Origin of the sequence: Arcicella sp. BE140 (assembly GCF_031456255.1) — a bacterium.
Lineage (GTDB): Bacteria > Bacteroidota > Bacteroidia > Cytophagales > Spirosomataceae > Arcicella > Arcicella aquatica.
The window spans coordinates 136,557-161,767 of sequence record NZ_JAVDUE010000007.1 but is presented as its reverse complement, the minus strand read 5'-3'; the positions used below and the strand labels follow the sequence as shown (position 1 = coordinate 161,767).

At 35.3% G+C, this 25,211-nt stretch carries 14 protein-coding genes; 1 reads left to right on the top strand and 13 read right to left on the bottom strand.

Translation table 11 applies throughout. The annotated features are described in order from the left end of the window. Window positions 1-22: 22 nt before the first annotated feature. The gene (locus J2Y60_RS12115) at window positions 23-1,435 is read left to right on the top strand and encodes a TolC family protein (RefSeq protein ID WP_309918265.1); all 1,413 of its coding nucleotides are present in this window, start codon (window positions 23-25) and stop codon (window positions 1,433-1,435) included. Between the two features lie 286 nt (window positions 1,436-1,721). On the opposite strand, the gene metQ is transcribed toward J2Y60_RS12115, so the two are convergent. From metQ to J2Y60_RS12050, 13 genes are all read right to left on the bottom strand, one after another. Then, window positions 1,722-2,531, bottom strand: a complete 810-nt coding sequence (metQ, locus tag J2Y60_RS12110) for a methionine ABC transporter substrate-binding lipoprotein MetQ (RefSeq protein WP_309918261.1) — start codon at window positions 2,529-2,531, stop codon at window positions 1,722-1,724. A gap of 12 nt (window positions 2,532-2,543) precedes the next feature. Further along, on the bottom strand, window positions 2,544-3,200 hold the full coding sequence (gene metI, locus J2Y60_RS12105; protein ID WP_309918259.1) for a methionine ABC transporter permease MetI: 657 nt from the start codon (window positions 3,198-3,200) through the stop codon (window positions 2,544-2,546). Then, the gene (locus J2Y60_RS12100; RefSeq protein WP_309918258.1) at window positions 3,193-4,221 is read right to left on the bottom strand and encodes an ATP-binding cassette domain-containing protein; all 1,029 of its coding nucleotides are present in this window, start codon (window positions 4,219-4,221) and stop codon (window positions 3,193-3,195) included. The genes metI and J2Y60_RS12100 overlap by 8 nt, the downstream gene beginning before the upstream one ends. A gap of 544 nt (window positions 4,222-4,765) precedes the next feature. Continuing rightward, complete coding sequence (locus J2Y60_RS12095) at window positions 4,766-6,712, bottom strand: glycoside hydrolase family 97 catalytic domain-containing protein (protein WP_309918254.1); 1,947 nt, start codon at window positions 6,710-6,712, stop codon at window positions 4,766-4,768. A 105-nt stretch (window positions 6,713-6,817) separates the two neighbouring features. Beyond that, entirely contained in the window at window positions 6,818-8,743 is a 1,926-nt protein-coding gene (locus J2Y60_RS12090; RefSeq protein WP_309918251.1) for an alpha/beta hydrolase-fold protein, read from the bottom strand. 80 nt (window positions 8,744-8,823) lie between these two features. Then, a complete protein-coding gene (locus J2Y60_RS12085) occupies window positions 8,824-9,900 on the bottom strand; it encodes an alpha/beta hydrolase-fold protein (protein ID WP_309918248.1) in 1,077 nt (358 codons plus the stop codon). 73 nt (window positions 9,901-9,973) lie between these two features. Further along, on the bottom strand, window positions 9,974-11,128 hold the full coding sequence (locus J2Y60_RS12080) for an alpha/beta hydrolase-fold protein (protein ID WP_309918245.1): 1,155 nt from the start codon (window positions 11,126-11,128) through the stop codon (window positions 9,974-9,976). 48 nt (window positions 11,129-11,176) lie between these two features. Further along, window positions 11,177-14,578 carry a VCBS repeat-containing protein gene (locus tag J2Y60_RS12075; protein ID WP_309918243.1) on the bottom strand — a complete coding sequence of 1,134 codons (3,402 nt, stop codon included), beginning with the start codon at window positions 14,576-14,578 and terminating at the stop codon, window positions 11,177-11,179. A 149-nt stretch (window positions 14,579-14,727) separates the two neighbouring features. Next, entirely contained in the window at window positions 14,728-16,284 is a 1,557-nt protein-coding gene (locus tag J2Y60_RS12070; RefSeq protein ID WP_309918241.1) for a RagB/SusD family nutrient uptake outer membrane protein, read from the bottom strand. A gap of 68 nt (window positions 16,285-16,352) precedes the next feature. After that, complete coding sequence (locus J2Y60_RS12065) at window positions 16,353-19,436, bottom strand: TonB-dependent receptor (protein ID WP_309918238.1); 3,084 nt, start codon at window positions 19,434-19,436, stop codon at window positions 16,353-16,355. Window positions 19,437-20,534: 1,098 nt separating this feature from the next. Further along, window positions 20,535-21,842 carry a glycosyl hydrolase family 8 gene (locus tag J2Y60_RS12060; protein ID WP_309918236.1) on the bottom strand — a complete coding sequence of 436 codons (1,308 nt, stop codon included), beginning with the start codon at window positions 21,840-21,842 and terminating at the stop codon, window positions 20,535-20,537. Between the two features lie 161 nt (window positions 21,843-22,003). Continuing rightward, a complete protein-coding gene (locus tag J2Y60_RS12055; protein WP_309918233.1) occupies window positions 22,004-23,119 on the bottom strand; it encodes an alpha/beta hydrolase-fold protein in 1,116 nt (371 codons plus the stop codon). A gap of 31 nt (window positions 23,120-23,150) precedes the next feature. After that, the gene (locus tag J2Y60_RS12050) at window positions 23,151-25,103 is read right to left on the bottom strand and encodes an alpha-L-fucosidase (RefSeq protein WP_409014226.1); all 1,953 of its coding nucleotides are present in this window, start codon (window positions 25,101-25,103) and stop codon (window positions 23,151-23,153) included. Window positions 25,104-25,211: the final 108 nt, after the last annotated feature.

The window sequence follows — 25,211 nt, the reverse complement described above, 5'->3', positions numbered from 1 at the left end:
TTTAATCTTGAAATGACCTGAAATGAAATTATCAAAAATACATATATCCCTAAGCGTTATTATATCATTACTACTTTCTTCTTGCATGATTGAGAAGAAATATAGCCGTGCGAACTTAAACATTCCTGAACAGTATAGAGAAACTGTTACTGTAACAGCTGATACTATTCAATTGCATTGGAGGACATTTTTTAAAGATACAATACTGGTTAGTCTCATTGAGAAGGCTCTTCTCAAAAATAATGAAATTGTTGTGGCAGTAATGAATATGCAACAGTTGGATTTGATGTACAAACAGTCAAAATTGGGGCTTTATCCCTCTGTAGATTTGAACGTAGGGGCAAATAGAAATTGGCTTTCTAAAAGTTCTCTTAACGGTTCATTAACTGAACAATTTTTGGGGACAAGTTATATGGATGATTATGCTGCCAGTTTAAGACTTTCTTGGGAAGCTGATATTTGGGGAAAAGCCAAAATGTATAGAGAGGCATCACTTGCCAACTATTTTGCACAAAAAGAAAATCTTTCTGCCTTGAAAACTAGGCTCATCGTTCAGGTTGCTCAAGCCTATTATAACTTAATCGCACTAGATGAACAATTGAAAGTAGCAAAACGTAACATTATTTTGGGAGATAGCACTCTAGCGATGATTCGGCTTCAATATAAATCTGGACAAGTAAATTCCTTGGCAGTTGAACAGATAGAGGCACAGAAAAAAACAGCAGAATTGTTAGTGCCATTAGCTTTACAAAATATAGCAATCCAAGAAAATGCACTTAATATTTTGTGTGGAGAATACCCTAGCAGTAAGGTAAGAGTTGACATTATAGACAATGTCATGCCTTCTTCCATATTCCCTTTGGGGGTTCCAGCCATGCTTTTGAGTCGCCGACCTGACGTAAAAGCAGCAGAATATGCTGTGGTTTCAGCCAATGCAAAAAGGAATCTTGCAAATCTTGCCATGTATCCAAGTATCAGTTTTACGCCATCTGTAGGGATGAATTCTTTTAAGCTTGATACATGGTTTAATCTGCCAGGTTCTATCGTGAAAAATATTGGAGTCAATTTAGCACAGCCAATTTTTATGAAAAAGTCGCTTAAAACGGCTTATGATATTGCTATCCTTGATCAAGAAAAAGCAGTAAGTACTTTTAAACAATCGCTATTAACAGCTGTAGGTGAAGTATCTGATGCCCTTGCCAGAGCTAAGTATGCAGATGAAAGAATGGACTTAGTTAAACAAAAAAAAGCATCACTCACAAAAGCTTCAAATGATGTATTTATGCTTTATAAGAGTGGGATGGCTACTTATTTAGAAGTAATTACTACACAGAACAATTCTTTACAAAATGAATTGGAAGTCATAGAAATCAAAAAAGAAAAGTTTAATGCCATCACTGATTTGTATAGAACATTGGGTGGTGGTGAGAAATAAAATTAAAGCGTAATTGTTGCCAATAGTATTTGGATAACTAAAAATACATAAATACCACAAAGGCAGGGTCATGATTTTAAAACACTCACGGTGTTGTATCAGTTAGTATCATAGAAAACGGCGGTGTGGTAGCATGAACTTCACAATATCAAAAAAAGGAATTTTGATATTGTGAAGTTCAATTTACCTAATGTTGTTGTGTGTATTGCTCAAGTCTGTAAAGAATATGAATATCTACATATGTATCAAACCTTATGAATATGTTGTAAAATATAATCTTTGATAACTACCATCCCTTTATTGCACGACCTTTAAAAGCTTTTTCGGCAGCTTTTTCAACAGCTTCTGATTGATAAGCTTTTACGAAATTTTTCACTTTTTCTTCGTTTTTATTGTCTTCTCTTGCTACTATCACATTTACATAAGGAGACTCTTTCTCTTCTTTCAAAATGCCTAATTCATCAGGATTTAATCCGGCTTGTGCAGCAAAATTATTATTGATAATAGCAATCGTAACTTCTTTGTCATCTAAGACTGTGGGTAATTGCGGAGCTTCTATTTCCAGAATTTTCAATAGTTTTGGATTTTCAACGATGTCTGTTACTTTTGGTAAAAGCCCAACATTTTCTTTCAGCTTCAGCAACCCGTTTTTTTGTAAAAGCAATAATGAACGTCCGCCATTGGTCGGGTCGTTTGGAATGACAATCGTGCTACCGTTTTGCAGTTCAGCAATATTTTTAATTTTTTTGGAATATGCCACAATTGGGTAAACAAACGTATTTCCCACAACCGCCAATTTGTAGCCACGTTGTTTGGATTGTTCTTGTAAATACGGAACGTGTTGAAAGGCATTTATGTCAATCTCGCCATTGTTCAAGGCTTCGTTTGGAATAACATAATCATTGAACGCAATCAATTCTACTTCCAAATTGTATTTTTCTTTGGCTTCTTTTTTAGCAGCTTCGGCAATTTCTTGTTCCAAACCCGAAGTAATCCCAACTCTGATATAATTCGGGTCATTCTTTTTTGAATTTCCGCAAGAATTAAACAATAGTAATCCTGCCGTAACCAAACTTAATAATCCTATTTTTCTCATTTTCTATTTGTTTTATCTATGATTAAATCTTTTTGAAAGTTTATCGCCCGAAAATTGTATCACAAATACTAATGTGATCAATAGAACCAGAACCGTATTCATAATAAAAGCATCGTAGCCGACATAACCATATTGGTAACCAATTTGTCCCAATCCGCCTGCACCAACAGCTCCGCCCATTGCAGAATATCCGACTAATGTAATGAGCGTAATGCTTGCATTATTTATTAATGACGGCAACGCTTCAGGTAACAACACTTTGATAACAATTTGTAAAGGACTTGCACCTAATGCTCTGGCAGTTTCTATCAATCCGTTTGGCACTTCAAGCAAACTGTTTTCTACCAATCGTGTAATGAATGGTGCAGCACCAATACTCAACGGAACCAACGCCGCATTTACGCCAATGGAGGTCCCTACCAATGCTCTTGTAAATGGTATGAGCCACACGATTAAAATGATAAAAGGAATGGAGCGGAATACGTTTACCAATACCGATAATATACGATTGTAGATAGGGTTTTCAAGTAGCTGTCCTTTTTTTGTAAGAAACAAAATAACTCCCAAAGGAAGTCCGATTAAAAAACCAAAAAATCCAGCTGTAAACGTCATAAAAACCGTTTCCCAAATTCCTTTTAATAGTAGTGCAATAGTTGTTTGCTCAAACATATCCTTTAATGGTGTTTTGAATGTTATTTTGATTGAAATACTGAATCACTTTTTCATTTTCCTCCGAACTTCCTTGTAAGGACAAGAATAATTTTCCAAAATTGGATTTACCCAAATATTCCACTTCTGCCGAAAACAATTTGTATGGAATTTTATAGTTGCTGTGTACAACCGATAAAAGTTGTTCAAATGAAATTTGTCCATTTAATTCAATTTCCATCAATGGAAACAAACCTTCAGATGATTCTGGTTGTAATTGGCTACTTAAAGATTGAGGTATAGTCGCTGTTTTAGGAATTATAAATTGTTTGATGATAGGATTTTCTTTATTTGATATGATTTCTTCCAACGTTCCTTTTGCAATCAGTTTTCCCTTGTCTATAACGGCAACGTGGTTGCAGATGGCTTTTATTACTTCCATTTCATGAGTAATCAATAAAATGGTGATGTTCAATCTTTGATTGATGTCTTTTAACAGTTGCAAAATGGATTGCGTTGTAGCGGGGTCTAATGCACTTGTGGCTTCATCGCAAAGCAGTAAATAGGGGTCATTTGCCAAAGCTCTGGCAATGGCAACTCGCTGTTTTTGTCCGCCTGAAAGGCTTTTTGGATAATCATTTGCTTTATCTTCCAAGCCAACGACTTTTAAAAGTTGGTTTACTTTTTCTACAATTTCAGATTTGCTGGTATTGTCCAATTCTAAAGGCAATGCAACATTGTCAAAAACAGTTCTGGAAGAAAGAAGGTTAAAATGCTGGAAAATCATTCCGATTTTTTTACGTTCTCTAGCCAATTCCCTATTATTTAATGTTGTTAAATCTTTTCCGTTGATGATAATTTGACCTTGGTCAGGTTTTTCTAACAAATTAACCGACCGAATTAGGGTACTTTTACCGGCACCTGAAAAACCGATGATTCCGACGATATCACCTTGTTCTATATTTAAACTTACTTCATCAAGAGCCTTGAATGATTGTTTTTTCTGATGAAATGTTTTGGAGATATTTTTAATTTCAATCATTAGATTTCTATTGAATTTTTAGTTTGTTGATTATCAATGCTATTAACATTTGTTTTTTAGATTAATTACGATCATATTTTTTATTTCTATCTCCATTTTAAAATAAAAAGTCTACCGATATAACTCGGCAGACTTTCAAATTATTTTTTCAATATCCTTTCCCCGATATAATCATTAGTTAATTTTGAATACAAATGTAGTACTTATTTGGAAGTACTATACTAAACCTATAGATATTATTTTAACTTGACTTTGCAGAATTTTACAATGCCAAAATAATTAAGGCAAATCAGCATAACACAAATCACAGAGGAAAAGGCGATGGCATAGGATCAGAAACTAAGGATATAGCTTTTGCAATCTCTTAGTAGCAGGAGTGGAGTGGCTATTGAGTAGAGGAAATAGGAGTAGGAGAAAAAGTAAATATACTATTTAACATAAGATAAATTATAATACAAAAAATCAATCCTCAAGATTGATTCAAATTTCAAGAGTACTATTTTCTTCATGACTATAGCAAAATAGTACTCTTGAAAAACGTTATTTATTCGAACACAATCACAAAGCCATCATTTCCTTTTAAGATAACATCTAATTTGCCATCAGAAGGAATTGTTATATTGCTTTGCTCAAAAGAAGGCTCATTAGCTACCTCATTTTTACCTGTTTTGATTAATTTACCTTTCTTATTTTTGAAAGAACTTAAATCTAAACTAAGAGGCTTCTCTGTATTTTCTCCATTAATACCTGCTACATACCATTTTCCAGCAGATTCTCTTGCTACAACATACAATTTACCGGGATAGCCATCAATAAATTTAACGTTATCCCAAGTATCAGGCAAATTTCTCAAAAAGTCTTTTACATACTCAGGTACATGTTTCATGCCTTCTGGGCGTTCGGCATAATGTTGTATTCCCGAGAGGAAAACTACTGAAGTTGCCAATTCAAAAGCTGATGTGGTTACACGTTTTATACGAGGTATTTTGTATAAGTTCATGGGTGTAAAGTCCATCGGGTCGAAAGCATTACGAACCATCGCAATCATTACCGAATGTTCTGGAGCTTTATTGGCAGCGTACTGCGAAAAAGTTATCATTTCATAGCCATCAACAGCCTCGGTAGTCATGAGATTAGGGTAAGTACGGTGTAAACCTCGGGGCAAAGTAGCTCCATGAAAGTTAACCAATAAATGATAGGTAGCGGCATCTTCTAATATATCCTGATAATAGTTAATCATAGATTGACCATCACCAGCAAAAAAATCTATTTTAACCCCTTTTATCCCCATTTTTTGGATTCTACTAAATTCTTCTACGCGGCTCTCGTGAGTAAGTAATTTATCTCTTGGGGTAAATTTTACTGTATTCCAACTACCAGCCGAATTATACCAAAGAAGTAGTCCTACATTTTTTGTTTTGCCATAGTCTGCCAATACTTTTACAGAATCATATCCTATAGTGGCATCCCAATTGGCATCTATTAGACAATATTGCCATTTCATGTCGGCTGCAAAATCTATGTATTTTTTCTGTGCCTTATAAACAGTAGAATCGTCTTTGTCTAAAATCCAACTCCATGATGATTTACCGGGTTTGATAAAGTCAGCATCCATTTTTTTAGCAGGCAATGCCAAGTCTGTACCTAAAGTTGACTCTGAGATGGTTTTTAAACTTCCTATTACGATGATTCGCCAAGGGGTTTTCCAAGGTAATGCAGATTCAGGGTTTAATGTTGCAGTGCCATTCGTGAATACTTCGGGACTTTGTGGAAAGTTTATTTTGTATTCGCTATCTGGCGACTTTTGTTGTAAAGCCGTACCGCAGTAGGTTCTGTCTAACGCTGCTTCAGTTATCAATAACCACGTATTGTTTGTTTTGAACAAAGCTGGATATATCCATCCATTAGACCCAGGAGATGATTTACCTGTAGGTATATCTATTTCATAATGCGCTTCGTAAGAAGGATTGGTATGTTCAAAACCTGTTTGGGCTTCTGTTTTGGGTTGTAACCAAGCTCTTGAACCTTCATTAAAATGGAAACTAGTCGCTTCGGCAACAATCTTTTTAATATCTGTAGATTTTTCAGGAAATTCATAACGAAAAGCCACACCGTCATTTGATACCCTAAATACAATATTCATCTTTTTCCCCGATGCCGTTTTTGTTTCCCATACTTTTTCAGTGGCTATATACGTAATATGGCTTTTTTTAGCTGTAGTGATAGCATAACTATCTTTCACTACTTTAAGAGCAGACGATTTTATCAATTGCAGATTTTTTGAGAAATCATCATCTTCACGTATTACTCCTAATTTTGAATTACGGAGTACAGTTTCTCCCTTGTATTCGATACTATAAGATGCTTGTTCCACATCGCAAGTTACTACAATGTTCTTATCAGGGCTTGCCACTTGAGTACTGGCATTTTGAGCATTACTGGTTAAATAAAATAAGCTCAAAAAAATTAAAAAAAATATTTTGTGTTTCATTTTTAATAGATTGATGAGTAAACTATCCTTGTTGATTAGGAATGATTTACACAATTATCAATATCCAATATTCATTTTATTTATTGGATATTGATAATTTAAAATTTACTTAAATAATACTTGTGAAAATTGGAAAATATCATGTCGCCAAACAGGCCAAGTATGTCCACCTGCATATTCACTGTATTTGTATTTGATACCCATTTCATCAAATTTGCCCAACATTATTTTACAATTATTGTAGGCTATATCTTCTTTCCCTCCCATCGAAACCCACAATTCTTTAAGGTTAGTATTGATTGTAGTCGCATTATTTTTCATAAAATCATACTGAGGGTCTGTTAGTTTAGGATTATTTGCCCACCATCCAGAGCTGAATACGCCCAAGTACGAAAACATATTGGTATTCTTGATGCCTGCATAAAGTGTTTGTAAACCTCCCATCGAAAGACCCGCCAAAGCTCTATGTTGTGCATCGGTTTCTACTTTGAAATTACTTTCTACAAAAGGAATAGCTCCATTCTTCAATTCATTTTCAAAAGCACGTAATTGTGTTTCTCCAAAATTGGCTATGCCACCTTGCCCACCAACATTACCGTCGAGCATGGCAATTACCATTGGCTTGGCCTTTTGTTCAGCAATTAAGTTATCCAATATTAAGTCTGTACGTCCTTGTGTAGCCCATCCACGTTGGTCTTCGCCACCACCATGTAATAGGTATAAAACTGGATATTTTTCAGTTGATTTGTCATATCCTGGCGGAGTGTAAACATACATTTCACGCCAAGAGTTACTGGCTTTCGAGAAATACTTCTTAATGCGAATATCACCATGAGGTACCTCTTTCAAAGCATAAAAACCTCCTTCTTTATACGGAATTTCAATGCCACTTGCTTGGCGACTCATCCCGTAAAACGTTTCGCTAGCAGGGTCGACAAGGGACACGCCATCTATCACTAATGAATAATAATGAAATCCACGACTAATAGAATCGGTTGTAACATGCCAAACTCCGCTGGTATCTTTTACCATATCGTATTTTTTACCTAAATCAATTTGTACTTTTTGGGCATTTGGTGCTTTTACCTTGAAAACTACACGATTGTCGGGAAGAATCTGAGGATACTGACCATTGCGAATATTCGTGCTGGCAGGAGTACCTAAAATAGTATATTTATTAAAAGATGAAACATCAACAGGCTTGAACAAAAATTGTGAATACATGTATAACCCATTTTTCCAAACTTTGAAATCATGTACACCGGGTTCGAGGTAGTAAATATGAGGTACATCGTTTTGGTATAGATAATCGTGTGTACGTTTGCTAAAAGAAAGCAATCCGTCGTTATCACCACACGAAATCCAAAGGAGTTTAAGTTTCTTTTTGGCCTCTTCAGGATTCGGAACTAATTCTTGTGGAACTTTGGTATTGGGTGCAGACGAAAAACCTCCAACCCATGCAAATTTGTCTAAATTTCCTAAACCAAAATTAAGTGATTGCCCACCACCCATCGAAAGTCCAGCAATCGCGCGGTTTTCACGGTCTGTTAAAGTCGGATAGCTTTTTTCAACAAAAGGAATCAAGTCGTTCAATAAATCTTTTTCAAAAGTAGCAAAAGCCTGTACTTTATCAGGAGCCATAATATTGCCAACGGCGCGATCGTCTTTCATCGCACGGCCATTAGGCATTACCACAATCATCGGTTGTATTTTTCCTTCAGCATATAGATTATCTAAAATTACTTGAGGTTTTCCACCGTTGAGCCACTCTTTTTCATCGCCACCAATACCATGCAAAAGGTATAATACAGGATATTTCGTTTTTTTATTAAAACCAGGCGGCGTATATACTAAGGCTTTTCGAGTAGTCCCTACGGTTTTAGAAGCGTACTTTATGGTATCTAATTTACCCGTAGCAATCCCCGTTCTTACTTGGTCAAAGCCTTTTGGGCCTTCTTTTTCTATTTTCTGAGCATAAACCATAAGGTTCATTAGAAAAAATATAGAAAAACTTACTATTGTTTTTTTCATATTTGTATTATTAAAAGCTTAATTATGTTGTTGTTTTAGACTAAATATGTAATTTCTACTTAGGCGAATAAATGATGCTTTTATTTAAAGAGTTGTGGTAAAGAGTTAGCTAAAAATAATTTACAATTCATCCAAGTATGTCCACCAGATACGATAAGTGGCTCTATTTTGATTTTTTTTTCTTGAAACATAGCGATATTCTGCTTTACACTTTCATATAAAAAGTCTTCAGTTCCAACGCTAATTGTAAATAACTTTAATTGCTTATTTATTTTTGTAGCATCTGGATTCCAGTCAGTAAAATTCTTTTTAAATTCCTCTGTTGCGGTATATGGTGCATAAGAACACACATAAGCGAACTTATCTGTATTAGTAAGCCCAATATTAAGGGTTTGTCCCCCTCCTACTGAAAAGCCTGCTACTGCCCGATTTTTACTATCCGTTAGTACGGAATAATTGTTTTGTATATATGGAATGATGTCATTGATAACATCTTTGGTAAAGTCTGGCATTGGAGCCGGTCTGACGTTGCCATAGGGCATCACAATAATCATAGGTTTAGCTTTTCCCGCTGCTATGAGGTTATCGGCGATAAGGTTTGCACGCCCCACTTTTGTCCATGTTTCTTCTGTATCAGAACCACCATGTATCAAGTATAAAACTGGATACTTATTGCCAGAAAAAGCGTCATAGCCCGGAGGAGTATATACAAGCAATTGTCGAGTAATCCCTAAGGTTGAAGATTTATAATAGCAATAATTAATTTTTCCATGAGGGACATTTTGAAGGGAATGAACAAGAGGTTTCTCTCCTTTAATATCTACGATACTGCGCTTGAATCTTTCGTTGGCAAAGATATAAGTATTGTTAGGGTCTGCTATTTGTACACTATCTACAAAAAAACTATATGGATATATATCTGGTTTAATAGCGGGTACAGTCACACTCCAAATCCCCGAAGTATCCTTTTTAAATGCAACAGGATTGGCTAAAAACTCACCAACAAGCGTGACTTTCTGTGCGACTTTAGAAAAATACCTAAAAGTAACACTATTATCAGCGTGTACATCTGGTGAACTAATTGACGGTGGTCGTTGTGCTAAAACCGTAACAGTAGAAAACAATAAGACTTGAAAGAGGTAATTTATTCGTTTCATGGTTTTGATTCGTTTGAATACTTTAGATAATTGCTTTAGAATTATGCTATACTTTTTGAGATGCTACTTTTTGTTATTTAAACAATAGTGGTAGGGTTTCATTAAGATATTTCTTCACATTCATCCAAGTATGACCGCCATCGTTGATATATTTCTTATAGTTTATATTTTTAGCAGATAAATAATCCATAAACTCTACAGCTCCCTTGTACAAAAAGTCTTCGTTACCAACACTTGTCCATAGTAATTTTAATTGCTTGTTAGTATTTGGCGCATTGCTCGTTATATGCCCGAAACTTTTATCCATTTCTGCTGGCGAAAGATATGAGCTATAGCTACAGACCCAAGCGAAGGTATTCATATTGTTAAATGCTGTTCTCAAGGTTTGTCCTCCCCCACGAGAAAACCCACCAATAGCACGACTCTCACGGTTATTTTCAATATGATAATTATGCTCGATATAAGGTAATATGTTTTTTATCAAATCATTTTCAAAGTCTTTGGCACGTTTAACCGCATCAGCATCATCACGTACTATAGGGTCAGCTGGTTTTTGACCACCCAATTGTTCAGTCAGTCTGGCAGCGATATTCCCATAGGGCATTACAATTATCATCGGTTTTACCTTACCTTCGGCTATCAAATTATCCATGATGAAGTTTACTTTTCCTACTTTAAAAAAAGTTTCTTCGGTATCTGTAGTTCCACTAATGAGGTAATACACAGGGTACTTAACCTTGGAATTTTTAGCATATCCGGGTGGAGTATAAACTACTAACGAACCTGCTGTCCCTGAAATCGAAGGATAATAATCGTAACTGACAGTGCCATGTGGCACATCTTTGATAGCGTATATTGAAGGAGGTGTATTGGGAATTTCTACAAGACTAGCCTTAAATCGTTCGTTAGGGAAAAATGCGACATTGGCAGGATCCATCACTGTAACACCATCAACTTGGAAACTATATGGATAAATGTCGGGATTAACAGGGCCAACAGTCACACTCCAAATTCCCTGAGCATCTTTAGTCATAGATACAGGAGATTTTTCAAACTGCGCATTCAATTTTACCTCTTTTGCTAAAAGAGACTGATAACGAAACGTGACGGTTTTATCAAGATTCACTTGTGGAGAAACTACCAAAGGCCCACGTGGTGGTTGACCAAAAACGTTGCAATAGTTAATCATTAAGCCAATAAGAAAAAAAAGTAATATCCTATTTTTCATTGTCTGGAATTTTAATTGTTTACTCAAATGTTTTAAATGGTAATCTACTTAATACCTCGCACTACTTTGTGAAAGATATCCCGACCCAATGTATTTTTCCTGTTTTCTTTTTGTGTTTTTAACAATACTATTTTTTTCATTCTGCTGCACAAATGACAGTAGTTTATTATTAATCTGAGAAACTAAGTATAAGCTCTTCCCATCTTTCAAATGCAGTTGAGCGACTCCTCTTGCGTCGCCCTTTACAAAAAAATTACTCTTTCTTACAGATACATTTTTAAAATTCCCTTTGCCATCACCTTGTAAATAATTCCCGATACCAGCATCATATCTACCCGTAAGTACTTCTGTTCCATAGTCGTTGCCCACTGATAAAATGTCTAAATTTCCATCCTCATTAAAATCTTTGACGAGTGTACCGTACATAACAGAAAATTGTGCCTCTATAGGTAATGGTTTTAGTTCAAAATGTCCATTGCCTTTATTCTCGAGGTAGGAATTGGCAAAAGTGTAAGCCTGTAATTTCGTAACATTTCTCAAATCTGCGGGAGGAAGAACTTTGTCAAAAGTAGTTTCGCCATACTCTTTAAATGTTTTAAAACGTCTCCTCATAGCAATTAACTGGTCTATTAAAGCACCTCTTGGATGTACTAAATATTCCTTATCTTGATTATAAGCCGTAAATAGAGGGTCTATGATACCATTATCATCAAAATCTTTAGCATATACACTAACAGGTTGTGATTCAGATGCTTTTATCTTTGTATTTAGCCCTAAATTGCCTACGATATAATCTGTATCGCCATCATTGTCAAAATCTCCACCAGAAATACTATTCCACCAGCCATTTGATTTTTCTAAACCTTTAGGGATCATTTTAGTAAATGATTTCCCTTGATTATTCTTATAAATACAAATGGGCATAAATTCGCCTACAACGATTAAATCTATCCAAGTATCGTTATCATAATCTGTCCATAAGGCAGCTGTTACCATTCCGCAAAGGCTTAACTCATGTATAGAGGGAGCAATGTTATTGAAATGCCCTTTGCCGTTATTTTGAAATAAATATGATTCAGGCTTTAGTGGATATTCTGTTGAACGGACTCTACCCCCACGGAAAATATCCAAGTCTCCATCTTTATCAAAATCACAAGCATTAATACAAATACCACTTGATTTGGTAACGGGCAAATAGCCTATTGAAGGTTTAAAATTCCCTTTTCCATCGTTCAAATATAATCTGTCTTGATACTTAGTATTGTTCGTAGTAAATTCTGAGCTGCCACTTACACAGTACAAATCGAGGTCTTTATCATTATCAATATCAATGAGCAGTACGCCCATATCTTCTTCTGTTTTCTCCGTAAAATATTTTTTAGTAAACTTTCCATTAGCATTCTGTATAAAGAAAGCTCCTTGTTTATGAGCAGAACCACCCACAAAAAAATCTTCTAAGCCATCATTATTGATGTCTCCTACCGCAATACCCCCTCCTAACTCAGAATGTTTATGTTGTAAAGTATGCTGAATTAAGAAATCATTATAGTCAAATTCTTCTGAACTCCAGTCAATTTGATATTCTTGAGATACCTCTTTAAAAGTATACATTTCCTCTTTTGGCAGTTGCTTTGACGTAGGCAAAGAATTGTTTTCACTTACAATCAATACTCTGTCTGAGCTAACATTTTTTATCAACTGCTCTTTGCCCGAACCCCAAGTGATTTTTAAACTATCAATTTTTGAAGCATTTCCCACACCAAAATGGATAAAATCTTCGACGGTAGATTTATACCCTCTGATTGTTTGATGTTCAGCAAACTGATATTTTCCTTGATACCAAATATTTACTTTTGCTCCGAATGCACTTTTGTTTGGGCTATTGCCTTGTAGTTTTATTCTTAAAAAATGGTTGTTGACAGATGAGGCGTCTTTGTTTTTATCCATCAATTTATTTCGATAAATAAAGGCTTTATCATCAATATTATTCATGACTAAGTCTAAATCACCATCATTGTCAAAGTCGGCATAAGCCGTGCCGTTTGTATAAGAAGCATCATCTAAACCAAAAGATTTTGTTGCATTCTCAAACTGTAAATTCCCTTTATTTTTAAATAAAAAATTGGGCTTTTTTACGCCTGTCAATGTTGCAAATGCTTCTTGCATTTTTTTTAGCCTTTCCTTAGGATTGCCAAGGCTTTCAAAATCTCTACGATAAACAATAAAATCTAGGTCTGTTACATCTAATCTATACCCGTTAGTAATTAATAAATCTCTCCAACCGTCGTTATCAAAATCAGCTAATAATGGACTCCAAGACCAATCTGTTGCTGCTACTCCTGACAAGTATCCGATATCACTAAAAGACCCATTCCCATTATTGATTTGAAGCACATTTCGAACATATTGTGGGTAAAATTTCTTTCTTAAATTATCTTGAAATCTATCGTATTCAATATTGGCAAACATAGTTTTTTGACGAAGATTATCATCTGGAAGCATATCTAAAACTACTAAATCATTTAATCCGTCGTTATTAATATCGGCCATATCTACTCCCATAGAATTCTGGGATAGATGTCTGAAATACTCGTTTATTTTATTCGAGAAAGTGCCGTTTTTATTATTAATATAGAGGTGGTCATTAGAGAAAAAGTCGTTGCCTACAAAAATATCAGGATAGCCATCTTGATTTATATCGTTGATGATTACGCCTAAGCCCCAGCCATCATCCAAGATTCCTGCTTCTTTTGAAACATTTTTAAATATAGGTAAGCCCTGTTTGTTATTACCTTCATTCCTAAACAGTTTATCTACTCTTCGCCCAGAAGCGTCCTGATGTTGTCCAATACTATTATTTCTATCATACCCTTCAATGGCATTCGTTAACAAATACATGTCTAAATCTCCATCTAAATCATAGTCAAAGAAAGTAGCTTGTGTACCATGTGAATCATCGGCTAAACCTACCTCTTTAGCTGACTCCTTAAAAATCGGAACACCATTTTCATCATTTCCTTGGTTGATAAATAGTAACTTAAGAGCAGATTTATTTCTTTGAGGATGGATTGTAGAAAGATAAATATCCAATTTACCATCTTGATTGATGTCTATCATCGCCACGCCCGTACACCACGATTTAGTGCTTACATTCGCTTTTGTAGTAATATCTTCAAATTCAAAATTTCCTTTATTTAGATAAAGCTGAGAACTTACTTGGTTTCCAGCAAAAAAAATATCTGTTAGTCCATCATTATTTACATCACCCACACCTACACCAGCTCCATTATAGATATATTCAAACTCAAGTACGTTTAACGAGTCTGTAACTTTAATGGCATTATTAAAGGTAATATTGGTGTGATTAGCACTTACTTTTTCAAATAAAGTATCTTCAGAAGTACAAGCCCCAAACAAGAGTAAAAAAATAATGAAAAAATGATATTTCATGATTGTGGTTTTTATGTAACTCAATTACCTCTACTATATATACGATTATAAAATACTTGTTGTATGAAACAATTAATTTTCAATAAGTAGTCGTTGAAATCCAATGACTACTTATTGAAAAAATTATTTAATCTAAAGCATACTCTATCTTAATACCCAGGGTTATTGCCTTTTATATTTGGATTATTATCTATTTCAGTTTGAGGAATAGGTAATAATTCATGCTTATTAGCAACAAAATACGTAAAAGGTTCTTTTTTCAATTTCCCTTGTTTTCTCCAACGAACAATATCTTTTGCTCTCAACCATTCTGCTGAAAATTCTACTCTTTTTTCATGTTGAATAGCAGTCATAACTTGTTCTTTAGTACTCACTGGATAATTTTTAGTTGGATAATTTGGCATTTGTACATCAGCACGATTGCGAAGCTGGTTTAAAAGTGCTACTGAAGCACTGATATTTCCTAACTCATTTTCACATTCTGCAAGATTTATTAATACCTCACCATAGCGCATGATACGCATATTTATACCATCTAAATCAAAAAAACCATCGGCATTTTTGTATAAGCATGAATACTTTCTCCAACTAATTCTTTGTTCAACGCCATCTAAAATAGATGTATTACCTTGAACAGGGTAATCTACCTCTAATCTACCTTTACCTTGATTAACCAAGTCACCTTTAAAATAGAGGGTGAAATTCATACGAGGATCTCTTTTTGTATCTCCTTTTTGTGTACGTTCAAATTCATCTATAATTTCATTAGATGGGATAAGGTTTCTCCAACCTACAGCAGAATATTCTTGGTGACGAATAGACGACCTTTTTGGGCTACTTCCTGCTATATTATCGCTATCGCCGTTATCCCAGCTCATTCCATTTTTACTATCAAAACCAACCTCAAAAATAGACTCTTTATTATATTCAGTTTCTTCAAGAAAATTATCTAAATAATTATCTGTTAACCCAAACAAGCCTGAAGAAACAATCTTTGTTAGTTCAGTTTTGGCAGTAGCAAAATCTCCTTTGAACATCAAAACTCTTGCTAACTCAAGCTGTGCCGCATGTTTCGTAGCACGTCCTAAATCTGCACCAGTATAAGATGAAGGAAGGTCAGCTTGGGCTTCTGTTAAATCTTTTATTACTTGGGCAAAAACTTCATCTTGTGTACTTCGAGGTTTGGCATCGGATGATTTTGTAGCAGTTGTTGTGTAAATAGGCACACCACCCCACATAGTTCCAAGCTCATAATATGCCATTGCTCTTAAGAATTTTGCTTCGGCAACAATTCTTTTTTTCTTAGTCTCATCTGCTGTATTAAATGTTTTAATGTTGTCTTTGGCATCAATGACTACGTTAGCACGGTGAATCATGCGAAAGAGTCCCGTCCAAACAGCACCAAGAACAGAATTGGTAGGTTGATGTACACCAGTTAACATCTGAGCACGAGGTGCTTCTAATTGTCCACCACCTGTTGCAAAGTCATCACTACGTAAATCATTCGTGAAAAAGTATTCTCTTCCAAAAAGGTTTGAGCCTGTTAAAAGTCCATATACAGCACTAACGCCTGACTCTAATTCTGTTGTATTTGAAAAATAACTATCTGTGGTAAGTGCGCCTGGGTTTGTTTTATTTAACTCATCATTACACCCAAAAGCAATGCCAAGTGATAATACTCCTATGATTATAAGGTTCTTTTTCATTTTCTTTTAATTTTAATTTTCCTTGAAATGATACTGTCCAAGAAAAGAGCATTGTTACGGGATAAATATTAAAAACCTAATTGAAGACCTGCCATCAAAGTACGAGCTTGTGGATATTGTCCATTATCTATACCATATACAAGTTGAGCATTATCACGAGAGCCAATTTCTGGGTCATAACCAGTGTATTTTGTGAAAGTCAATAAGTTTTGAGCCGACACATACACTCTTACTCTTGAGAGAGAACCTCCTGCAAAAGATTTTAAAATACTTGAAGGTACCGTATAACCCAAACTTATATTTTTTACACGCATGAATGATCCTTTCTCTACCCATCTATTAGATGGACGAGTAGTATTGCCATTAGGGTCTCCACTAACAGCTCTTGGAATATTAGTATTCGTATTTTGAGGAGTCCAAGCATTCAACACATCAGTAGTAGCTCCAAATAGACGAACCATCCCTTGTGTCTGCGTTTTTAGGTTATTATAAATATCATTTCCTTGAACACCTTGTAAGAATAACGTAAAGTCAAAGTTCTTGTAGTTGAAGTCAAAATTGACACCATAAGTAAAATCAGGAAGTGTGTTTCCTATCATTGTACGGTCTGAATCATCTATTTTGCCATCACCATTCAAATCTTTAAAACGAATATCACCAGGAGCTGATGAACCACCTTGATAGCTATCCCAACTTTTACTTTTTGCTAAAGCAGCATCTGCATCTATTTCTGCCTGACTTTGATAAATTCTATCAACCACATAGCCGTAAAGATATTGTACAGGCATTCCAACTTCTGTTTTAGTTACACTTGCTCCTGTTTCAGCATGACCACCTGCAAAAATTGGAGCTTCTAATGACGTTACTTTGTTTCTTACAATGCCTACATTTCCTCCAATTTTCCATTTAAAGTCTCCTCCATTATGATTGTAACTAACTTGAAGGTCTAAACCTGAGTTTTTCATCCCTCCAAAATTGGCAATTGTATTGTTAGTATAGCCAAGAGATGTTGCTAATGGTCTTGCTAGAATCAAACTATTATCAGACGTTTCACGAATATAGTAGTCGGCCGAAATTGTAACTTTATTTTTTAATAACCCTAAATCAACCCCAATATCAGCCATTTTAGTTGTCTCCCAGCCTAGTTCTGTATTACCAAGTTGGTTAGTTGATAAACCGGGTGTTGTTCCGTTGGCAAAAACATAAGTAGTAGCAGCACCCAATAGTGATTGCCAAGCATAATTTGGTAAACCACTAGTATTACCAACCAAACCATAGCTTGCTCTTACTTTTAACTCGTTAATCGATGCAATCTCCTTCATAAATTCTTCTTCACTGATTCTCCAACCGATTGAGGCTGCGGGGAATGTTCCCCATTTTTTTCCTGGAGCGAACAATGAAGATCCATCACGACGAATGGATGCACTTAAAAGATACTTTCCTCCAAAATCATAATTTACACGTGCAAGATATGATAAAATAGTAGTTTCACTTTTAGAACCACCCACCGCTGGACTTGTTACATTTGGCGTAACAATAGTGAAAGTATTAGTTGTATAGTTTCCAGAAGCTGTAATACTTTCAGATTTGCCAAATTGTTGTTCAGCTACAATAATTGCATTGATTGAGTGTTTTTTGAATGTTTTATCAAAAGAAAGTTGATTTGTAAAAAGTGTTCCGTAATAATCTCCTCTTGTATCAGAAATAGTATTAAACGGGCTACTCATTTGTCCCGCAGTATAAATTGGAGTACGGCTTAAGCTTCTTGTTGAATTATAATCTAAACCAGCAGAAAACCTATATTTTAGGTAATCTGTAAATTTTATTTCTGCAAAAAGTGACCCCAATACTCTTACATTACGATTTTGACTTCTAATTAATACTGCTGGAATCAGAGGGTTTACTGGGTCAGAACCATCAGCGTTTGTTGTGCCAAAATATCCACCAATTTCTGTAGGATTATATACAGGAGTATAGGGCAAGCTTTTGATTACATTGGCTAATGCTGTACGTCCACCGCCTACACCTTCATCTAATTTACTCCCTATAGCAACTGTTAACGTTTGTCCGATAGTAAAGTGTTTTCCAAGGTTATGGTCAGAATTAACACGTAGGTTACCTCTTTCATAATTAGTTCCAACATAAATACCATCTTGTTTGTAGTAACCAAAAGATGTCAAGAAACGAGAAGTTTCATTTCCACCAGTAATGGATACTGTACTATTAGCTAAGATACCTGTTTGAAATAAGTAATCTTGCCAATCAGTGTTAGTATTGGCAAAAGTAACGCCAGAACCAGGATAGGTTTCAGTGTTCATTTGACTCCAACGGTCAGGGAATGTAGTTACTCCAGCGGCAGTTAATAAAGTTTTTCCGTATTGTAAGTACTGCTGAGTATTTAAGGGAGTCAATTTTTTCCAAGCATTTTGTGTAGCATAGTAAGTCTCAACATTTACATGTAGTTTTTTATCTCTTGTACCTTTTTTAGTTGTAACTAATATTACACCGTTAGCTGCACGTGAACCATAAATAGCCGCTGCACTTGCATCTTTTAGTACTTCTAAAGATTCTACATCTTTCATATCTAAGTCATTCATGTTCCCTACAGGATAACCATCAATCACATATAATGGATTAGCAGCATAATTAATAGAGCCAACCCCTCGTATTCTTACTACTGGAGCAACACCTGGTGAACCATTATTCGTTACTTGCACACCAGAGACACGTCCTTGTAGTGCACCCTCAATGCTTGGAACAGGTAAAGCTGTTAGGTCTTTTGCACTGACCGAGGCTACCGCCGCTGTTACTGAAGATCTTTTTTGAGTACCATAACCTACTACTACCACTTCTTCCAAAGCACTTACACTAGAGACCAATACAACATCAATTACATTGCGGTTTCCAACTTTAATTTCTTGATTTACATAACCAACCGAACTGAAGATTAAAACATCTTGTGGTGAGGCCTGTAGACTATACTTACCACTAGCATCTGTTGAACTACCAATTTGAGAATTTTGAATCCGTACATTGACTCCTGGAATAGGGTTCCCGTCATCTCCCGTGACTTTACCCAAAATATTTTTTTGAGCTCTTGCAAATGAACAGCATAATAAAAGCCCTAATAGAAACAATAATTGTTTTTTCATAATATAAGATTTGAGATTAAAAATTGAAAAATAACACGGCAAATCGTTTTCTCACTTACCAATAATTTGTGACTCTTTCTCAAAGAAATCCATTATTAGTTTAATAGTGCTTGGCTTACATAAAGGGCAAAGAAATCCACCCCTTGAATAATTTCATTTAAAATTATTCAAGGTAATAAAGCAATATCATCATAGCATGCATCTATAATAAAGTCAGTATGTCTCTCTGATAAATTTCATATTGACTTTTAGTAAAACCAGCATTTTATATCTAAAAGGCCAGATATTATCAAAAGAAATCCCTTAATAATATTTAAAAGATTTATTTCACCATAAGCAGTGATACTTAGTTTAAAATTAACTTATAACACCATAGAACTCTATGTCGAAAATAAAAGGACTTTCTCTCGGAAATCCTTTATTTTTTTATGAACAGGCAAAAACAATCTCTCCAATAATTTTGTTTGAATTATTGGCTTACAAAAAATTTAGCAATTGTAATTAATCTCTTTCTTTAATTTTTGTTCATAGAAAAAATGAATTTATTAGATTATTACAACATCTATCGAAATTGAAATTAATAGGACTCTCTGGAAATATATCACTATTAATTTTTCAACTTCAATAACTCTTTCACAAAATCATTTTAAAAATTTCTAGGCTTTACATTTATCATAGGCAAATTTTTTAGAGATTATAGTATAACACAATAGAACACTTACTTCAAAAAAATGCTCAGGTAATTTAACTGAGAATTTCAACGATTTAAAAGATGAGTTACGTAATAGTTTTTAAATCACTAACGATTGAGAATAATAATGCACAATATATGTGTTAAAGTAACACATATAGATAATAAAAGAAGACCAGAGAGAATCCAACACTAGCGGATTGCTTATAGTAAAATTAAATATAAAATATAATACTAGCAACTTTTTATTTAATAAATTCAAGAATAAAAATTATTAATATCACTTTTTTCTTTAATTCAACTATCTATTATTAAAATGGTTAATACGAATAGCAATAAGCTTTTTATTACTATTCTCCATTTAGATATAAACCTCTCAAAAATCAACTTTTAGGATGAAAAAATATTTATTTAGGCTTGATAATTTGATACTTTCCGCTCAGGTGCATCAAACTAAACATATACATAAGTCCATCATAATAAGGATCAAAATATCCATCTTCATAAGGTTCTAATTTAGCATTCCAAATCGCTCTCACAAAATCGACTTTGTTTTTCTCATGATTAATAAGCGATGCCGTAGCAGCGGTAGATACCAGTCCAATCGAATGTCTTAACTTTTTTACACTACCTGCTTGCAAAATAAAATCAGGTTTTGAACCATCTAAGTTAAATTGGTCGTCATAGGTATCAATACCTTTTGAACGAAGAAAGTTTTGAAACCTTTTTGCATAATCTTCTTGCCAAGTTTTATCTTTCCCAAACCAAGTATAATCCATCGTAATGTTCATAGGTACTCTCCATGAATCATAACGAAAACCAGCGGGCATCCAGCGAGTTGGATGAGGTGCTCCACTAAATTCTGTATAGTCAGAATTTAGTCCCGTTACTGGATGACAAGCTCTGTGTAAAAATACCCGAGACGTATCGGCACATTCTTTATAAAACTGTTCATGACCATCTTTAGCATATAATGCCCATACTTCATAAAATGCAGGCAGGTGATACGATGGGTCTGTCCAGTTATAATTACTACCCTCTGGTACAAAAGTAATTTGCTTATGTTCTGTATTAATCAGATTATAAATATTTCCTGTGCCATCTTTTTTCCACATGGCATCCAATATTCTTCGGGCTTCATTGTAATAATGAATACCCGTATTATTTCCCCATTTGTTTGCAGCAAATAATAAACTAGTCACATAGTATAATTCGCCATCAGAAGCCGAGCCTTCTGAATTTTTTTTCATGGTTTCTGGATTGATACTCCATGCAAAATATCCTTCCCGTGGACCGCTTTGGTGTTGAAGGTATTTTTTTGACCATCTCCAAATTCTATCAAAAACATCTTTTTTATCTAGTTGAACGGCAATCATCATTCCATAAGAAAGCCCTTCAGTTCGCGCGTCATGATTTTTCACATCAGATACATAAGCCATAGAGTCTCCAACAGCAAAATATACCTTGTTAGGCCCTTCAAAAACATCATAGTATGCTTTTGCGACCTTAGCCTCTATCTCGTTTTGACTGTATCCTACTTCCAAAAACAGGTTACGGTATTTTCCTGAAACGATGGATGCTTGGCTATTTCCTCTTTCTGAATTGCTTTTATTTTGCCCTATTACTACAAATGGCTTGACTAAAACTATTGAAAGTGTTAGTATAATGGCTATTTGTATTTTATGGACTATCGCGTTATTTATCTGGTTTTTCATTTCATTTTATTTATATGATATACGGTTTTAATCAGTGCTGATTAAAACCGTATATCATCAAACTATGTATCTTTACAACATCGCGTTTGTCTAGTTTTCGATAACCCGTTATTCCAAAATGAAGGATTACTACTTAAAATATAATCTCTTCTTTTTAATAGTTATTTAAACAATAACGGAGCTAATTCATGTAAACTTCTACGCCATGTTTGGAACTCATGACCAGTTTTATCTGACACGTAAGAAACAGCGTTGAAACTTGCCTCTTTTAATGCCTCAACCGCTTTTATTACTCCTTCAGGTCTTTCTTTACTGCCACAGCTCAAAAATATAAGTTTCACCTTCGATTTGTCTTTGATGTCAGTTGGGGCATAAGTACCCCCACTTAAAAGAGCATAATGCGAAAATACCTCTGGCTTATTCAAGGTAATGGTTTTAGTTTCCATACCACCCATACTCAACCCACCCATAGCACGGTGCGTTTGTTTAGCAATTGTTCTAAAATGAGCATCTACGTATGGAATAAGCTCGTCTACCAAAACCGTTTGAAAAGGCTCTATTTTAAACTCTCTCATTTTCCCAAACTTTACTTCGTTGGTCATACCATAAGTATTTACGATAATGAAAGGCTTAATTTTTCCTTCTGCAATGAGGTTGTCCATAATTAAATTGGCATGACCTTGGTTCATCCAAGCGGTTTCGTCTTCACCCCAGCCATGTTGTAAGTAAAGTACAGGATATTTATCCTTACCTTTTTCATAGCCTGGTGGTGTATATACAAATGCTCTGCGAGAAGTATTGGTGCTTGGAGAAGGAAATAACACTTGCTGTACATGACCATGAGGAACGTTTTTGAGCGCGTAAAAATCTTGGTCATGTGCAGGAATTTCTATACCGCTTTCCCAACGAACTGATCCATAGTAGTTTAAAGCACTTGGGTCATTAAATTTACCTCCATCAATTTTGATATTATAGTAGTGAAAACCTTCGTCCATTGGGCCTTCTGTAGTCCCCATCCAACTACCATCACTGGCTTTCTCTAATTTGGTTCCTCCTTTGCCACCCAGACCTAAACTTACACGAACACTATCAGCAGCAGGTGCTATTATTTTGAAACGAGCATAACCTTGCGAGTTTACCATTGGGTATTCTTGTTGTGGCTGATTGAGAGAAGACGGTTTAAAGTCTTCAATAACAGCAGGCTGCTGTGCTTGGGCAAAGGATATAGTACCAGTAACAATCGTGGTAAATATCAGGGATAAAAATGTGCTTTTCATTGTTATTAGGTTAAAATTGAATATTAGTAAATCAATTCGTTAAAATATCAAGCTCAGCATAACCAGAGGCAGCGTTTTCTTGAATATTTTTCAAGGCTTTTAGTTTTATATATCTGGCTTTTATGGCAGCAAATTCTTTTATTTGCCATGTAGGGTTATTTTTAATATTGGCAAATTCGCCTTCGCTTACCAGTTGCCAGTTAGAATTATCGTTTGAAACATAAAATTGATATTGCGAAATTATACTGGCTTCTGCCCACCAATTTTGGTCGGGCAGATAGCGGAAACCTATAAGGTTTTCCTCTTTACCTAAGTCAATTATTAAGTCGGTTGGTACTTTGTCTTTTTGCCAAGACGTATATTCGTTACCATCTAAAACATGAAGGGCTTTTTTATCCTGTATTCCTACTATCGACCAGTGCTTACGAGCAATTTCAAATTTTTCTTCGGCTACTTCGCTTTGTAATTTATTTTGTGGGCTAAAGGCTATGGCTTTTACAGTCACTTTTCCCAAACCTGTGTCAATAGCATCAGTATATTTACTTGATTTTGAGGTTGGTATGCTACCATCAAGCGTGTAAAATAATTCTGACTCAGCATCTGTTGGAGTAATATGCACCTCTCCTGCCTGATTACGGGTAATTTGTGGGGGTGTTAAAATAATCGGAGCTTGGTACACTTCGATATTACTAATGAGTGGGCAAGCCTTAGCATCGGTAATATTCAGCCTAATTTGCGTAGCCTTGACGGTGTTAAATCTCAAAATTCGTTTATAGCCAATGGTAGTTTCTTTGGCAATTTGTTGCCAAGTGTCATTTACTTTTGCTTCTAAGGTAAAAGCTTTTACTCTTTGTCCTAGCCAAATAGGCTCTTGAATCAAAAAACGATTGAATGCCGTAGGTTTTGCAAAACTCATCGTCAATGAGGCTTTTGTGATACTATCATCAGTAGCCCAGTAGCTTTCTTTGTTTTGGTCAAAAGCTTTTTGTGGTGCAAACTGGCTACTTTTTCCTCGTACATTCGTAGCTTGGTTTTTTGTATTTATTAAAAGATTTTTACTAAAAGCCTCACGTCTTGCTTGGGCAAAGGCAAGCACATTTTTTTCATCTGTTTCATGTATCAGTCCATTGGGCATTATCGGGAAATTAAGCAAAAGTGTACCATTTCTCCCTACCGAATTATAATAGGTATCCATGAGCTGAGGTAACGTTTTTACCTTTTTATCTTCTTTGGGATGATAAAACCATTCTGGACGGATAGAAGTATTTACCTCGCCTGGCACCCATGCATTTCCGTTTTCTACACCGTGGCGTAGCATTTGGTCGGGTACATCGCCAGTGGCGTTGAGCAAACTCCAATTGGTTTCGCCTACATAGCCCGCCTCTGTACCTACCCAGCGTAAATCTGCACGGTCGCCACCATCATTCCAAATCACAATGTTGGGTTGTAGCTTTCTTACCAGTTTGTAGGTGTTTTGCCAATCGTAATAAGTTTTAGCATCAATCTTTCGGGTTTCGTTTGCCCCACCGTAGTAGCCAGAGCCACCATTGGCTCCATCAAACCAAACTTCAAATATTTCGCCATAATTGGTTAGTAACTCTGTGAGTTGGTTACGAAAATAGGTAATGTATTCAGGTTTGCCGTAGTCAGGGTGGTTTCTGTCCCAAGGTGAAAGATACACACCAAATTTTAAACCATATTCCCTACAAGCATCTGCCAATTCTTTTACCATATCGCCTTTACCATTTCGCCAAGGGGCATTTTTTACGGAATAATCGGTGTATTTCGATGGCCACAAACAAAAGCCACTATGATGTTTGGCAGTAAAAATTATGCCTTTCATACCCGCCTGCTTGCATATTCTAGCCCACTGACGGCAGTCTAATTTAGTGGGATTAAATATTTTTGGGTCTTCGTTACCTAAACCCCAAGCCATATCCGTATAAGTATTTACCGAAAAATGAATGAAACTATAATATTCCATTTGCTGCCATCGCAACTGATTTTTGGAAGGCACTGGCAAAAGTGGCTCTGGTGCTTTTGTCTGTCCCCAAACCGTAAAGCTAAAAGCCAAAAACAATAGCGTATTAAT